Below are 15,809 nucleotides of genomic sequence, written 5' to 3'. Positions count from 1 at the left end.
AATTGAAAACAAGAATTAATCTTCGTCTTCTAACCGCAATGGTGGAATGGACCCTTTACCTGCTGCAATTTTTGCCTGTAAAGACATCATTAACTCGGCTTCTGCTTTTGGCAGTTCACACTCTTCCATCAATTCATTAATGCCAGCACCTAACTGAACCAACTTATTGGCTCTCGAATACAGACGACTGTCTACATCTGTATTTTCTAGCTCATTTAAACGGTCATCAAAATGTTGACTTAATTGAGTCATTTCCGCTACTTGCTGTCCTAAATTAATCGAACCGGTACGAAATTCAACAAACTGCTTATATAGCTTTTGTTGTTCATCTTGAAGGTGTTTATTTTGTTTTTGAGCTAGCGTTAGTTCTTCCACTAACTTTTTGTTTTTGCGGTTTAAAATAAAGAAAACTACAAGAACTAAGATCATTGCTGTTGCTGCGAATAGCTCTGAGAGCTGAGTTAATATATCAACCATTATAGGCTTGCCATGTCATCCCATTCGTCTTCAGACAAAAGTTTGTTAAGGTCTACCAAGATAAGTAACTTGCCGTCACGGTTGCTAACGCCTTGGATGAACTTAGCGCTTTCTTCCGTACCAACACTTGGCGTAGTGTCAATCTCTGATGAACGTAAGTATACAACTTCTGCTACGCTATCAACAAGGATGCCGATAACTTGACGCTCAGATTCAATAACAATAATACGTGTATTATCAGTAATCTCACCTTGCATTAGACCAAAACGTGAACGAGTATCAATAACTGTTACTACGTTACCGCGAAGATTAATGATACCTAGAACGTAATCTGGAGCTCCTGGTACAGGAGCGATTTCTGTATGGCGCAATACTTCACGTACTTGCATTACATTGATGCCGTAAGTTTCTTCTTCTAGTTGAAACGTTACCCACTGTAATACTTCATCATTAACTTGATCTTTACGGATCTCTACTTCATTAATCTGAGACATCTTCTTTCCTCGTCCTCTTTAGAGTTATCTTACTCTATTCCCTTAATGTCGAGACCGGCATTAAGCATCGTAATCATCGCCTCAACGTGAATCAAGGCACACATCTTCTCTTTTACCATTCCTGATAACCATGGTCGCTTTCCAGCGGTTTCACGCCAACGAATTCGATCGCTAGTGATGGTTTCAGTTCCAGCTAACGCATTACACGCTAAACCCCATTTGCTTTCTCCAAGCATAACGAGATATTGGTAATCTTCTTTGTAACTGTCGTCTTTGATACTTTGTGGCATCACCCACTTAGCGGTATCAAGCGCATCGATTTTAGTTTCTCGGCTATTTTGCAAGCCAAGATACCAATCAGGACGACCAATTAAGTGACTCAATTCTGTAATTTGATGAATGCCACCTAATTGAGCTAATGGAACGGCAAAAGTCACTCCCATCACTTCAAAAAATAGAACCTGAAATTCGTTATCATGTTCAACGTTTTCCCAATCTAAACCACTTGGCGGAGGTGCTTTACCTGCTTTGATTTCTAATTGAGATTCTGTCTTGTCATCTTGATTTTCATCAATTGCATCAAGACTATTTTCAACCGGTTGAGTGTCGTCAATAACAGCTTCAGAAGAAGGCGTTACAGTGAGTTTATCTGACAAATCCCATGCAGATAGGTCAAGGTCTTCTTCTGATACGTCTTCACCCTCACTCTTAGTTTCTTCTGCTACTAATACTGGGGTAGGTTCAATATTAACGTTGAACTCTGCATCCTCTAATATTAATGCATCTATCTCTATTTGAGCTTCAAGCTGAGAACTTTCTAGTTGACTCAATAAACGTTGAACATCCTCTAATTGAGGTAATTCAAACGGATAATCATCATCGTCATCCACACTTGCTGAAAATTGTGGTTGGTATTGTGGTTCTGGCGCTTCAACAGTGACAGAACTTGAATGCCAAGTAATTTCTGGCTCTGGCTCTGGCTCTGGCTCTGGCTCTGGCTCTGGCTCTGGCTCTGGCAGAATGATGTCTTCAGGCTTAGAGTCAAGCTCTATGCTCTCTTCATCTAACAGTGATGAAAAATAGTCATCAAGTGCTTCTTCACTGGTAAATGTTTTAAAATTAGCCATTAAGCTAATCTCTCTAAATAATTCAATAATGTTTTATAAGCAAAAACACCACGGCTATTTGGGGAAACAAATGAAGGTGGCATTCTTTTCAAACTTGCGTCTCTAAACTTAGTATCAATAGGAACGGCTGATGCCCATACCTGATCAGAATACGTCGATTTCAGCTCCATTAATGTTTGTAATGAAGCATTTGTTCGTTTGTCGTACATGGTCGGAATGATGGTTACATCAAACAAAGAGGGTTTATTTCTCTGCATAATATTAAGTGTTCTCATCATTCTTTCTAAGCCTTTCATAGCCAAGAATTCGGTCTGTACTGGAATAAGGATTCGCGTGCTTGCTGCTAACGCATTAACCATCATGACTCCTAAAATAGGAGGGCAATCAATTAATACGTAATCATAGTCACCTTCTAACGCTTTCAATGCTCGCTTTAATACTAGCCCCATCCCATTACGATTTCCCATAACACGATCAAGTGTCGCAAGAGACATGTGAGCAGGAATAATATCCAACCCTGGGATATCACTTTTTAAAACAAACGGCGTTACCGTTGCTTTATTTAGCGTAGGCAGTTGAAATAATTCAAATAAGCTACACGGCAAATTGTCTGAGTCATACCCCAGATAGGTTGTTAAAGAACCATGAGGATCAGTATCAACCATTAGCACACGCTTACCGCGCTGATTTAATAAACCAGCGAGCGTGATTGTTGTGGTTGTTTTACCGACGCCGCCTTTCTGGTTCGCTATGCTCCAGACAATCATTCGTATTTTCCTACTTCAATCCAACTTCGATCAGAATTCTTTCTGCAACACGCTCAAGAGGTAAACTTTCTGATGATAGGCCTGCTTTATCAATCGCTTGAGGCATGCCATAAACAACACAACTTTGCTCATCTTGAGACCAAATGGTTGCTCCAGCAGCTTTAAGCATACGACAGCCTTCACGGCCATCAGCACCCATGCCAGTTAAGATCATTGAAAGTACTTTATCGCCATATACTTTTGCAGCTGAACCAAAAGTCACATCGACACAAGGCTTATAATTCATGCGTTCGCCACCATCTAAGATCTTCAAACGTGAAGCTCCTGGACGACCATCAATCATCATTTGCAAACCACCCGGAGCAAGATACGCACAGCCTGGCTTCAATACATCACCATCCTCTGCTTCTTTCACTTGGATCTTGCACAAATTATTTAAACGAGCCGCAAACGCTGCAGTAAATGTCGCAGGCATATGCTGAACTAAAATAATCGGATGTGGGTAATTAGCAGGAATTGCCGTTAATATCTTTTGTAATGCAACAGGACCTCCCGTTGAAGTCCCAATTGCAGTTAACTGATATTTTTTACCGGTTGCCTTAAAGCGCTGTGCTATTGGTGCAACAGGAGCACTTTTAGCTGGCGCTACTGCTGATGCCGTAGCTCGAACCGTTGGACGAGCTGCTGAAATTGTTGTTTGCGTTGCCACAGATGGACGACGCATAAACAATTTCTTACGAGCAATTTCAGCAATACGTTTTTGCAATAAACTAACGGCTTCGTCTCTATTACGAGCAATATCTTCAAATTTCTTAGGTAAAAAATCCAAAGCACCTGCGTCTAATGCATCCAATGTTGCTTTTGCGCCATCATGGGTAAGAGAAGAAAACATTAAGGTTGGCGTTGGGCAAGCCTTCATGATTTCTCTTACTGCTGAGATACCGTCCATGACAGGCATCTCAATATCCATAGTAATGACATCTGGTTTTAATAATTTTGCTTTTTCTACCGCTTCTTTACCATTAACTGCAACGTCGATAACTTCAAGACGAGGATCTGCGTTAATGATTTCACTTACTCTGCGACGAAAAAAACTAGAATCATCTACAACTAATACTTTTATTGCCATGTCTATCCTTGTGCATTAACGCATGCGAACAGCGTAACGCTTAAGCAAATTTGGAACATCAAGGATCAATGCAATATGACCATCAGAAGTAATGGTTGCACCTGCCATTCCTGGCGTGCCTTGCAATAATTCATCAAGCGGCTTAATAACTACTTCTTCTTGACCAATCAATGTATCCACAACAAAACCAACTCGTTGTGCACCTAATTGAATAATAACAACATGGCCTAATCCTTTACGTTCTGTTTGACGAGAACCAGGAACTAACCAATCTTGTAAGAAGAAAAGTGGGATCGATTTTTCACGCACAATTGTGGTTAATTGACCATCAACCATGTTTGTCTTAGACAAATCAAGGTGGAAGATTTCATTAACGCTTGCTAATGGCAATGCAAAAGGTTGATTAGCTACGCCGACCATTAAGGTTGGAAGTATTGCTAACGTCAGTGGCACTTTGATAACAATTTTTGTGCCTTCACCCATGCTTGAATCGATGTCGATTGAACCATTTAATTGGTTGATCGCAGTTTTCACTACGTCCATACCTACACCACGACCTGAAATATCTGAGATTTCAGTTTTGGTTGAGAAACCAGGTGCAAAAATAAGGTTATAACATTCTTTATTGGTTAAACGAGACGCTGCATCACTGTCCATCAAGCCACGAGTAACGGCAATACCACGAAGTTTATCTGCATCCATACCGCCACCATCATCGATGATGCTTAGTAGAATATGGTCACCTTCTTGAGAAGCCGACAAGATAACTTTACCTGTGCGATCTTTACCTGTTTTTGCTCGAACATCCGGCATTTCAATACCATGGTCCACAGAGTTTCGCACTAAGTGAATCAATGGATCGGCAAGCGCTTCAACCAAGTTTTTATCTAAATCTGTTTCTTCACCGCGCATTTCTAGCACGATGTCTTTTTTCAGTGTACGAGCTAAATCACGTACCACTCGTGGGAAACGACCAAACACTTTCTTGATCGGTTGCATACGAGTTTTCATTACTGCGCCTTGAATATCTGCAGTAACGACATCAAGATTTGAAACCGCTTTTGACATTTCTTCGTCATTGCTATTCAAACCTAGACTTACTAAACGGTTACGAACAAGAACTAGCTCACCCACCATGTTCATGATGTTATCAAGCGTTGATGTATCAACACGAACTGTGCTTTCCGCTTGAGGCTTAGACTGTGGTTTAGCTGGTGCTTTTGCTACAGGCTTTGCTTCTGGTGCTTGAGTTCTTGTTGGTGCAGGAGCTGTTGTTCGTGTTGGCGCTTCTTGCACTACTGGTGCAGGCGTCGCCGGAGCCATTGTAGCAGCTGGTTTTACGGCTTGATCAAGTTCTTCATCTGTTGGTCCTTTACCTGAACCATGCAGTTGATCTAATAGTTTTTCAAACTCGTCATCACTCATAAGATCAGAGTCACCCGCTAATACTTCATCAACAGATTTAGTATTAGCACTTGGTGTCACTGGTGCCGAAGCTGCTGTTGAGTTGCTTGGGCTTTGACCTGAGCCATGAAGTTCATCCAGTAAGCGTTCAAACTCATCATCTGTAATGTCTCCATCAGCAGCGGTATCCATTACTGGAGTCACAGGTGCTTTTGGTGCTGGAGCTGAAGAAGTACTTGATGGAGCTGCACCTTTGCCGTGCAATTCATCTAATAATTTTTCAAATTCATCTTCAGTAATATCGTCCACTGAATCATGTATATTGCTTTCAACAACAGGTTCTTGAGGAATAACAGCTTCAACGACTGGAGCCGCAACTTCTGTTGTTGCTGCTGCAATTTCATCTTCAGTTGCTGGTTTGCTTAAATGATGAAGCAGATCCAATAAGCGTTGTTCAGCAGGTTCAACTGCTTCGCCATTTTGAACCGCGCTGAACATTACATTTACACTATCAAGCGTTTCTAAAATAGTATCCATTAACTCAGAGGTAACTTTACGTTTACCGGTTCTAAGAATATCGAACACATTTTCAGCACCATGACACGCATCAACCAGTTCTGTTAATGAAAGGAAGCCTGCGCCCCCTTTTACAGTATGGAAACCACGGAAAATAGCATTTAATAAATCAGAATCGTCAGGACGTTGTTCTAATTCAACTAATTGTTCAGAAAGTAGCTCAAGAATTTCTCCTGCTTCAATTAAGAAATCTTGCAGGATGTCTTCATCCATTTCAAAGCTCATAATATTCCTCTAAAATCCTAGACTGGCTAATAGGTCATCAACGTCATCTTGAGATGCAACTGCATCTTCACGTTCATGTGGGTTTAAAATAGGACCTTCAGCTTGGGAAGGTTTATCAAGTTCGTCTTGTTCACCAAGTCGCTCTTCTACTTTAAACAAAGTCAAAATATCAACCAATCGGTCTTCAACTTCTTGAACTAACGTAATTACTCGTTTAATAATTTGACCGGTAAGGTCTTGAAAATCTTGCGCCATCAAGATGTTAGTCAGCTCATTACGTAGTTCTGAACTGTTCCCTTCAACTTGAGTAAGTAGACCATCAATGTTGTGGCATAACGCTTTAAATTGAGTAAGCTCAATTCTGCCTTTCATTAAGCTGTTCCATTGAGGACGTACTTGAAGTAGTCCCTCATGCAACTCGTCAGCAATAGGAAATGAACGGTCAACAGCATCCATTGTTTTATTGGCTGCCATTTCAGTCTTATCAATCACATATTGCAAACGATCACGTGCATCAGGGATCTCATCATTAGCAATAGCGACAACTCGATGATCAAGCTTGAAGTTCTTTAATGACTCATGAAGATCACGAGTTAAAGAACCAATTTCTTGAAGCATTGGAGGTTCGCTAGCAACCGCTAATGAAGCGACGATTTGATCCGCTTCTTCTTGCTTGCCTGCTTCTAATAAAGCAACAAGCTCTTTGGCATCAGTTAATGAAATCATCTTATTGCTAATCCTTCACCGCGCAACATTTACTTATAAACGTTCAAAAATTTTGTCTAATTTTTCTTTTAATGTTGCAGCCGTAAATGGCTTAACAATATAGCCATTAACACCAGCTTGAGCGGCTTCAATGATTTGCTCACGTTTTGCTTCTGCAGTGATCATTAATACTGGTAAATGTTTTAATTCGTCATCGGCACGAATCGTTTTTAGCAAGTCGATCCCTTGCATACCCGGCATGTTCCAATCGGTTACAACAAAGTCAAAACCGCCTTTTTTAAGCAGTGGTAACGCTGTTAAACCATCATCCGCTTCTTGGGTGTTATTAAAACCTAGGTCACGTAATAAGTTTTTTACAATACGGCGCATTGTTGAGAAATCGTCAACAATAAGGATCTTCATGTTTTTATTCAAAATCGCCTCCAGTGAGGGCAAAGTAACGGGATTTAATTATTCTACTGTCCAAGTTGATAACTTGGCCCGTAGTCGTTGCATTGATTGGCTGTGAATTTGGCTGACACGAGATTCGCTGACACCAATAACCGCACCAATTTCTTTAAGGTTTAACTCTTCATCATAATAAAGAGATAAAACCAGAGCTTCTCGTTCAGGAAGCGTTTTAATCGCTTCCACAAGAGCGACTCTAAAGTGTTCATCGGCAACACCTTGAAATGGAATATTATCGTCAGCGTGCTCTTCTGTTGTAATCACATCATCAGAAACGCCTAAATCTTCCATACCGACTAGTTTACCGCAATTTACATCATTAAGTATCTGATAATATTGATCTAACGGTAATTCTAAATATTCTGCTATCTCTTTATCGACCGGTTCACGAGAAAGTTTAGCCTCAAGTGCTTTAATTGCAGAATTAATCATACGACTGTTTTTATGAACAGAGCGAGGAACCCAATCACCACGTCGGATTTCATCCAGCATCGAACCGCGAATTCGGATCCCAGCGTAAGTTTCAAAACTTGCGCCTTTACTGCCATCGTAATTCTGTTGAGCTTCTAACAGACCGATCATGCCAGACTGAATAAGATCATCAACTAGCACACTTGCAGGTAATCTTGCCATTAAATGGTGAGCAATTCGTTTCACTAAATCAGAATAGCGCTCTAAAAACGCTTTCTGACTGTTTACGTTGCCTTTATGATCGTAAGTTAGCCCATCAGACATAATCGTCCTCAACTTCACTTGCTTTATCTCCTCGTAATAACTTTTCTACGAAGAATTCCAAGTGACCACTTGGCGCTTTAGGTACAGGCCAAGTCACTACTTTATTCGCTAATGATTTCATCGCTAACGCTGCAGGAGAACGAGGATAAGCATCAACAACTACTTTTTGTTTTCTAACAGATAAACGCACTTTTTCATCTAATGGAATACAAGCTACCAATTCCATATTTGCAGATAAAAAACGGTCAGTTACTAACGTTAATTTAGCAAATAATTCACGACCTTCACGGTAGCTTCTCACCATGTTAGCAACAATTTTAAAACGTTGAACGTTATGCTCACGACTTAATAATTTTATTAAAGCGTATGCATCTGTTATTGATGTTGGTTCATCACAAACAACAACAAGTACATCTTGAGCAGCACGAGAAAAACTCGTCACCATGTCAGAAATACCTGCTGCAGTATCAATAAGAAGTACATCGATATCATCTTCTAAGCTACTGAAAGCTCGTATTAATCCTGCGTGCTGTGCAGAGCTTAACTCCGCCATCGATTTAGAACCCGATGTCGCTGGAATTAATTTTACCCCATAAGGACCTTCTACGATGATGTCTGCTAATTCGCATTCTCCATCAAGAACGTGCCCTAGGTTTTTATGCGTTCGAATGCCAAGCATGATATCTATATTTGCTAAGCCGAGATCGCCATCTAACACCATCACTTTCTTTCCTTGTTGAGCAAGTGATAATGCTAAATTCAATGTTACGTTTGTTTTACCCACGCCGCCTTTACCACCCGTCACGGCAACCACTTTGGTCAACGTAGGTTTGGTCAGTCGTCGTAATCCACTAGCCTGATCGTATATATTATTATCAATCATAAGTTGTCTGCCTCTGGCATGTCGCTATTCCAGAAATGAGGGTCCTTTTCCGTCGTTTTTTCTAGTAATTCGTTTGCTTTTGCTACTAAGTATTTTGGTTGAGCCAGTACAATGTCTTCAGGTACTCGCTGTCCATTTGCTATATAGGCTATTGGCAATCCATTTTCAATTGTCACACTGATTAACTCACCTAAACTTAACGATTCATCGATCTTACTCAAAATACATCCAGATAATGGGATACGTTTGAAGTGATCAATGGTTTCTTGTAATACTCTTCGCTGTGCCGTTGCTGGCATTACCAAGTAGCTGCTGATTTGTGAACCACTATTTTCCATTAGTGTGTCAAGCTGCTCTGTTAATCGAATATCACGTTGACCCATTCCCGCAGTATCAACAAGGACCAAACGACGATTACGCAATTGATATAATACTGAAGCCAACTCATCAGCATCTTTCGCAATACGTACAGGACAGCCCATGATACGACCATAGATAGCCAGTTGCTCCTGTGCACCAATTCGGAAGGTATCTGTCGTTACTAGCGCAACTTGATCTGGTCCATATTCCATTGCTGCACGTGCAGCTAGTTTGGCAATAGTTGTTGTTTTACCTACGCCTGTTGGACCAAGCAATGCAACAATACCACCACGCGATAATGTATCTACTTTCGCTGTTGGGATTTGTTCTGCTAGTAATTTAAGTAGTGCTGACCATGCATCTTTTGGTTCTGTATCTTCTGGGATATAACACGCCAATTGGTCAGCAAGCTCTGCCGATAAACCCATTTTTTCTAAACGTTTAATCAACATTGCACGTAATGGCTCACGTCGCTCAACTTCTTGCCACATTAAGCCAGAAACTTGATGTTCTAATAAACGACGAATAGACGACATTTCTGAACGCATATTCTCTAAATCTTCATTAGAATCTTGCGTTGAACGTCTTCCTTTCTCATAACGAGAAGGATCTAATCTAGGCTGTGCAGGCTTACTTTGTTGTCTCATTGGATCATCAGAAATAAGGTGCGCTAAATTAGGATTACTTTGAATCGCACGAGTCATTTCTGATGTATCAAGCTTAGGAGCTTGAGACTTCATTGATTGATAAGAGTTTGACGGCTGCCCTTGAAACTTAGATTGGCGTTTTAGTAATGCCGCTAAACTGTCTTCTTCTCTTTCTGCTTTAACCGGTTCTGGTTCTTGAGCAGCCGAACCGCTATTAGAACCATATTGTTTGATCATGTTAGCAAAGCGTCGAGTCATTGAACCCTTTCCAACGCTTACTTTATCTTCTTCAATTTGGCGAGATGCAGGCGTAGGAAATGAACCCTGTTGAGAGTTAGGGTCAATAGCTGCAACGATCTCAATACCACCGGTTACTTTTTTATTTGACATAATGACAGCATCAACCCCTAGTTCTTCTTTTACTTGAACTAGAGCTGAACGCATGTCTTTTGCAAAAAATCGTTTAATTTTCAATATCGTATTCCTGCGCTAAATTAAGTCGACGCGGTTAGTTACCAACAGCTTGAACTATTCTAATTTGCTTCTCATCTGGTATTTCTTGATAAGAAAGCACTCGTAAGTTAGGAATCGTATTCTTAACAAACTTGGCTAATGTCGAACGTAATACCCCAGAGGTCAATAAGACTGCCGCCTCTCCTTTTAACTCTTGCTCTTGAGTCGCTAAAGTTAAAGAAGTTTGTAAGCGTTCAGCTAGCCCTGGTTCAATACCTGTGGTCTCACCACCCGATGCCTGCATTGTTTGATGCAATATTTGTTCCAATTCAGGAATTAATGTAATAACTGGCATTTCCGCCTCTACTCCATTGATTTCTTGGACAATTAGTCGTTTTAGTGCAATTCGAACTGCCGCCGTCAAAATGTCAGGTTCTTGACTCTTAGGCGCATATTCCGACAAAGTTTGGACAATGGTTCTAATATCACGAACTGGAATTGCTTCATTTAGTAAATTCTGAAGCACTTTAACCACCGCTCCTAACGGTAGCTGATCAGGCACTAAACCTTCAACCAATTTAGGTGAGCTTTGTGAAAGCAACTCTAATAAGTTTTGAACTTCTTCATGACCTAATAACTGCGCCGCATTATTGGTTAATAATTGACTTAAATGTGTTGCTAACACTGTCGCGGCATCCACTACAGTATAGCCCAGAGCTTGAGCATGTTCTCTTTGCTCGCCATTAATCCAAACCGCTTCTAAACCAAAAGCAGGATCGAAAGTAGGCTCTCCTTCAATCGACCCATAAACTTGTCCTGGGTTAATCGCTAGTTCTTTATCTGGACGAATTTCAGCTTCGCCGCCTGCAACACCCATTAACGTAATTCGATATACGTTTGGTGGTAATTCTAAATTATCTCGGATATGCACAGCAGGAACTAAGAAGCCAAAGTCTTGAGACAGCTTCTTACGAACGCCTTTAACGCGATCAAGTAACTCCCCCCCCTGTTCTTTGTCCACCATAGGGATTAGACGATAGCCAACCTCAAGTCCGATAACATCAACGGGTTGCACATCATCCCACGACAGCTCTTTAGGTTGTGATGACGACATCTCCATAGGAGGCGCAGCTTTCTTGTTTTCGTTCTCTTGACCTTTCTTCTTAGTCAAGTAATACGCCCAGCCACCAGCAAGAAGCGCAAGTAAAATAAATGGGAAGTGAGGCATTCCTGGAACTATACCCATTACAAACATGATCCCAGCAGTTACCATCAATGCTTTTGGATTATCAACTAATTGAAATACTAATTGTTCACCCATGTCTTCGTCTGTGTTTTGACGAGTTACCATGATCGCGGCGCCGATAGATAATAATAACGATGGGATCTGAGCAACCAAACCATCACCAATCGTCAGCAATGTGTATATTTGAATCGCTTCACCAAAACCTAAATTAAATTGCGCCATACCGATAATAAGGCCGCCAATGATATTGATGAACAGAATAAGAATACCTGCAATGGCATCCCCTTTTACGAATTTAGACGCACCATCCATTGAGCCGTAGAAGTCAGCTTCTTTGGTTACTTCAAAACGACGAGTCCTTGCTTGCTCTTGATCGATCAAGCCCGCATTCAAATCGGCATCAATCGCCATTTGCTTACCCGGTAATGCATCCAAGGTAAAACGCGCACTTACTTCAGAAATACGACCCGCACCTTTGGTTACAACCATAAAGTTAATGATCATTAAGATAATGAATACGATTAAACCGACCGCATAGTTACCACCGATAACCACATTACCAAACGCATCAATAACGTTACCTGCAGCTCCTGGTCCTTCATGACCATGCAGCAGTACCACACGAGTTGAGGCTACGTTCAAGGCTAAACGAAGTAACGTTGAGACCAAAAGAATGGTAGGAAATGCAGCAAAATCCAACGGGCGACGCGTGTAGATAGTGACCAATAACACCACCATTGCCAAAGCGATGTTAAAGGTAAACATTAAATCGAGTAAAAATGCAGGTATTGGCAATATCACCATCGCTAAGGTAGATAACACTAATATTGGTGCACCTACTGGCGGTAGTTTTTTACCTTTTAAGGCAGACAGCTTGTTTGGAAGGGGCATTTGAAATTTCATTACTTCTGCTTCTTATACTCGACGTTATTATTGAAGATTATCAATAATAAATAACTGATAACATGATGACTTCCCAAATAAAGCAAGTTTCGAGCCAGATTAATGTCACTTTTTTGGCTTTACTGGTCCAGTTTTCTGACAGATATAACAATAATCACAAAGTTTGAATTAACCACTTAATTCTTAAGGAAAAAGATCAATCAAGATTGAAAATCATGACGTCCTTTGTATAATTAGAAGCTTATTTTTTCACTTGGTAGTTGTATGACTGACGTATCGCTTAGTACGGATCAAAACGTGCTTAATAAAATGGATATTGGTGCTAGAGTCATTATCGAAATCACTTGCCCTAATGGTCAATCAGCCCAAGCAAGTTCAACTCTGATTGGCTTTAAGAAGGGTCAATACGTCTTTATTGAATATCCTATTTCACCTCCTTTAGAGTTTAATAAGATCTATCTAGAAGGCGCTGAAGTTACCTTTCGATCAATTACCAATACGACGCATCGCGATGTCATCGCATTTAGGACACAGGTTCACTCTGTTATTTATCGTCCAATGGAAATGATTTGTCTCCATGCCCCAAAAAGTATTTCAATGAGACAAATCCGAACTCACCAACGTCTTGAAACTAAGTTTTCATGTAATTTAGCGGTTGGAAGTCATAACCTAACGGGTGTAATGACTGATTTTTCTGTCGGTGGGTGTGCGGTTTCACTTCCTGCGAAGTTAAATTCAAATAATCTTCTGAACCAAAAAGTCAGTGTCTCTATTGAGTTAGAAACAGTAGCTCCGATTACGGTTACTGGTGAGATAAAAAATGTCGACGCAAAAGAAAAGCAATCCAAACTTGGGGTAATGTTTGATTCTGGCAATATGAGTGAATCAGATCTTCAAACTCTTCATCACCAGTGCATTCTTAAAGGTTGGAGTTAATGAAGAAATAGGAATTACCTTGTTATTCCTATTTCTTTAGCTCATCAGGAATGGTCAGGGTATCTTCATCAAGCTCAGGCTTGGTTCCACCCTTTTTCTTATATTGCTTCATCTGAAATATATACGCTAATATCTGCGCTACAGCGGCAAATAATCCATCTGGGATCTGTTGCTCGACTTCTGTTGAGTGGTATAACGCACGGGCTAACGGCGGCGCTGGTAAAATATCAATATTATGTTCACGCGCAATTTCTCGAATTTTCATCGCAACGTGATCAACCCCTTTGGCGACAACTATCGGCGCGGAGTCTTTGCTTTGATCATAACGCAAAGCCACGGAGTAGTGCTCAGGGTTGGTAACAATAACATCGGCTGATGGTACATCTGCCATCATTCTTCGCTGAGTCATTTCACGTTGCAACATACGGATACGGCCTTTAACTTCAGGCTTACCCTCTGTTTCTTTATATTCATCTTTGATTTCTTGCTTAGTCATTTTCAACTGATTGGCGTGTTGCCAAATTTGAAAAGGAATATCGATAGCAACAACGATCAATAAAGTACAACTTATCAATAAGATAAAATTCAATAAGATATCAAGAGAATGAAAGATATTAGATGGATAAGTATCTAAACTCAGTTGGAATAAGTCCGCCTTACTTTTATCTATCAAATAATAAGCAGTTCCACCAACCAGTGACACTTTTAATATCGATTTTAAAAGCTCAACCCAACTCTGCATACCAAACATACGTTTAATACCTGACATAGGGTTCATCTTCGATGGTTTAGGCATAGCAGCTTCTGCTGAAAAACTAATACCTCCAAGACCTGCGGCACCGATTAATGCTGCAACAAATAAGGTAACTAATATCAATAATACAGGAAAAACTAATGCACCTAATGCGCCACCAACAATCTCTAGCAATTTATTGGTGTCAAAAATCTCTTCTCGAGAAAGGGAGAATAGACGCTCCATGATAGAGAAAAGAGCTTTAGCAACATCTTCACCAAACCACATTAGCGCTACTGAACCACATACGAGTACCGATACTGACGCTAATTCTTTTGACCTTGCAACCTGCCCTTTATCTTTGGCTTGTTGCAAGCGTTTGGACGTGGCGTCTTCCGTGCGTTCTTGACCGTCACTTTCAGCCATGGCTGACCTCCATTACTCTTAATTCAGCCATTAGCAATCTAGCCTTATCATGCTGCATATTTGTGCCTCAGCTCGACCCCAATGTAAATCATAGTGAGTAAATAAACCAAGGATAATATAAGAAGTCAGTAATAAACCCACAAGTAATGCAAACGCAAAGCCTAGAGAGAATATGTTCAACTGAGGAGCAGCACGAGTCATTACACCAAACGATAAGTTAACCGTTAATAAGGCAATAATTCCAGAAAGAGACATACTTAAGCCCGCTTTCATCATTATTCCAAGCCAACCGGCTAACGATTGGTAATCAACGCTAGTTAACTTTCCTACACCTACAGGTAACGTAGTAAAGCTCATCACCACAAAGTTAATCATTTTTAAATGGCCATCTGTTCCCAAAAAAAACAGGATAGACAGAAACATAAATAATTGACCAAGTAAGGGAGTGTTTTGTCCATTCGCGGGATCGACCATTGAGGCAAAACCTAGACTCGATTGCATACCGAGAATTTGCCCAAGTAAGACAAAGGTTTGGGTAACAAAAACAGTCACCATCCCCATCGCCACACCTATGATTATTTGTTCCGCGGTGGTCATAAAACCTTGAAAAGAAACCAATTGAATTTCAGGTGGCATGGCTGGTATTGCAGGCATTACCGCAAAAGTAATACTCAATCCCAGATAGAGTCGAATTCTTGGCGACACAAATCGAGCCCCAAATACCGACATCACCATTAACATGGCAGAGATGCGCGTATAGGGCCAAAAGTAGGTCGCTATAAAATCTAAAACTATTTGAGTTGGGTATTCCATAACATCAGCTCAGCGTTATTCGTTAGTATTCATTAATACAAGATCGTCGGCATTCGCGCGATCAACTCGAAAAAATACTCCATTAGCATTCTTGTCATCCAATGCCCGAACAGCATCAATGCTAATAACGTTACGATTAAACGCGGTAAAAAACTCAACGTTTGTTCATTGATTGAGGTTGCCGCTTGAAAGACAGCAACCACTAAACCAATTAATAAACTTGGGATGATAATGGCACACACCATGATAAGCACCATGTACAGTGCACCGCGGAATAGCTCTATCGCCATTTCAGGGGTCAT

At 40.7% G+C, this 15,809-nt stretch carries 16 protein-coding genes; 1 reads left to right on the top strand and 15 read right to left on the bottom strand.

Annotated elements, in window-relative coordinates; translation table 11 throughout:
• Positions 1-15: 15 nt before the first annotated feature.
• From BTO23_RS01945 to flhA, 12 genes are read right to left on the bottom strand one after another with little or no spacing between them, the layout of a single operon-like run.
• Positions 16-477, bottom strand: a complete 462-nt coding sequence (locus BTO23_RS01945) for a DUF2802 domain-containing protein (protein WP_060991540.1) — start codon at positions 475-477, stop codon at positions 16-18.
• Positions 477-971 carry a chemotaxis protein CheW gene (locus BTO23_RS01940; protein ID WP_060991541.1) on the bottom strand — a complete coding sequence of 165 codons (495 nt, stop codon included), beginning with the start codon at positions 969-971 and terminating at the stop codon, positions 477-479. The genes BTO23_RS01945 and BTO23_RS01940 overlap by 1 nt, the downstream gene beginning before the upstream one ends.
• Positions 972-1,000: 29 nt before the next feature.
• Positions 1,001-2,098 carry a chemotaxis protein CheW gene (locus BTO23_RS01935; RefSeq protein WP_061030200.1) on the bottom strand — a complete coding sequence of 366 codons (1,098 nt, stop codon included), beginning with the start codon at positions 2,096-2,098 and terminating at the stop codon, positions 1,001-1,003.
• Entirely contained in the window at positions 2,098-2,865 is a 768-nt protein-coding gene (locus tag BTO23_RS01930; protein ID WP_060991543.1) for a ParA family protein, read from the bottom strand. Before BTO23_RS01930 ends, BTO23_RS01935 begins: the two co-directional genes overlap by 1 nt.
• Before the next feature lie 10 nt (positions 2,866-2,875).
• Positions 2,876-3,994: a protein-glutamate methylesterase/protein-glutamine glutaminase gene (locus tag BTO23_RS01925; protein WP_060991544.1), complete on the bottom strand. Its 1,119-nt coding sequence runs from the start codon at positions 3,992-3,994 to the stop codon at positions 2,876-2,878.
• A gap of 15 nt (positions 3,995-4,009) precedes the next feature.
• Positions 4,010-6,199 carry a chemotaxis protein CheA gene (locus tag BTO23_RS01920; RefSeq protein ID WP_061002998.1) on the bottom strand — a complete coding sequence of 730 codons (2,190 nt, stop codon included), beginning with the start codon at positions 6,197-6,199 and terminating at the stop codon, positions 4,010-4,012.
• Positions 6,200-6,208: 9 nt separating this feature from the next.
• Complete coding sequence (locus BTO23_RS01915) at positions 6,209-6,925, bottom strand: protein phosphatase CheZ (protein WP_060991546.1); 717 nt, start codon at positions 6,923-6,925, stop codon at positions 6,209-6,211.
• A gap of 33 nt (positions 6,926-6,958) precedes the next feature.
• A complete protein-coding gene (cheY, locus tag BTO23_RS01910; protein ID WP_011262352.1) occupies positions 6,959-7,327 on the bottom strand; it encodes a chemotaxis response regulator CheY in 369 nt (122 codons plus the stop codon).
• Between the two features lie 48 nt (positions 7,328-7,375).
• Positions 7,376-8,107, bottom strand: a complete 732-nt coding sequence (locus BTO23_RS01905) for an RNA polymerase sigma factor FliA (RefSeq protein ID WP_060991547.1) — start codon at positions 8,105-8,107, stop codon at positions 7,376-7,378.
• Entirely contained in the window at positions 8,100-8,990 is an 891-nt protein-coding gene (locus BTO23_RS01900; RefSeq protein WP_105062861.1) for a MinD/ParA family protein, read from the bottom strand. The genes BTO23_RS01905 and BTO23_RS01900 overlap by 8 nt, the downstream gene beginning before the upstream one ends.
• Entirely contained in the window at positions 8,987-10,471 is a 1,485-nt protein-coding gene (flhF, locus tag BTO23_RS01895; protein WP_060991549.1) for a flagellar biosynthesis GTPase FlhF, read from the bottom strand. Before flhF ends, BTO23_RS01900 begins: the two co-directional genes overlap by 4 nt.
• 34 nt (positions 10,472-10,505) lie before the next feature.
• Complete coding sequence (flhA, locus tag BTO23_RS01890; protein WP_061003000.1) at positions 10,506-12,599, bottom strand: flagellar biosynthesis protein FlhA; 2,094 nt, start codon at positions 12,597-12,599, stop codon at positions 10,506-10,508.
• 264 nt (positions 12,600-12,863) lie between these two features.
• Here flhA and BTO23_RS01885 point away from each other — a divergent pair, with 264 nt between their 5' ends.
• Positions 12,864-13,535, top strand: a complete 672-nt coding sequence (locus tag BTO23_RS01885) for a flagellar brake protein (RefSeq protein WP_060991551.1) — start codon at positions 12,864-12,866, stop codon at positions 13,533-13,535.
• 28 nt (positions 13,536-13,563) lie between these two features.
• Here BTO23_RS01885 and flhB read toward each other — a convergent pair whose 3' ends face one another.
• From flhB to fliQ, 3 genes are read right to left on the bottom strand one after another with little or no spacing between them, the layout of a single operon-like run.
• Positions 13,564-14,694, bottom strand: coding sequence for a flagellar biosynthesis protein FlhB (gene flhB / locus BTO23_RS01880; RefSeq protein WP_061003002.1), 1,131 nt, complete (start codon positions 14,692-14,694; stop codon positions 13,564-13,566).
• 30 nt (positions 14,695-14,724) lie between these two features.
• Complete coding sequence (gene fliR, locus BTO23_RS01875) at positions 14,725-15,507, bottom strand: flagellar biosynthetic protein FliR (protein ID WP_060991553.1); 783 nt, start codon at positions 15,505-15,507, stop codon at positions 14,725-14,727.
• Positions 15,508-15,539: 32 nt separating this feature from the next.
• A complete protein-coding gene (gene fliQ / locus BTO23_RS01870) occupies positions 15,540-15,809 on the bottom strand; it encodes a flagellar biosynthesis protein FliQ (protein ID WP_060991554.1) in 270 nt (89 codons plus the stop codon).

Source organism: Aliivibrio sifiae (genome assembly GCF_002954715.1).
Lineage (GTDB): Bacteria > Pseudomonadota > Gammaproteobacteria > Enterobacterales > Vibrionaceae > Aliivibrio > Aliivibrio sifiae.
The sequence above is the reverse complement of the archived record's forward strand: the minus strand, read 5'-3'. Positions and strand labels throughout refer to the sequence as shown.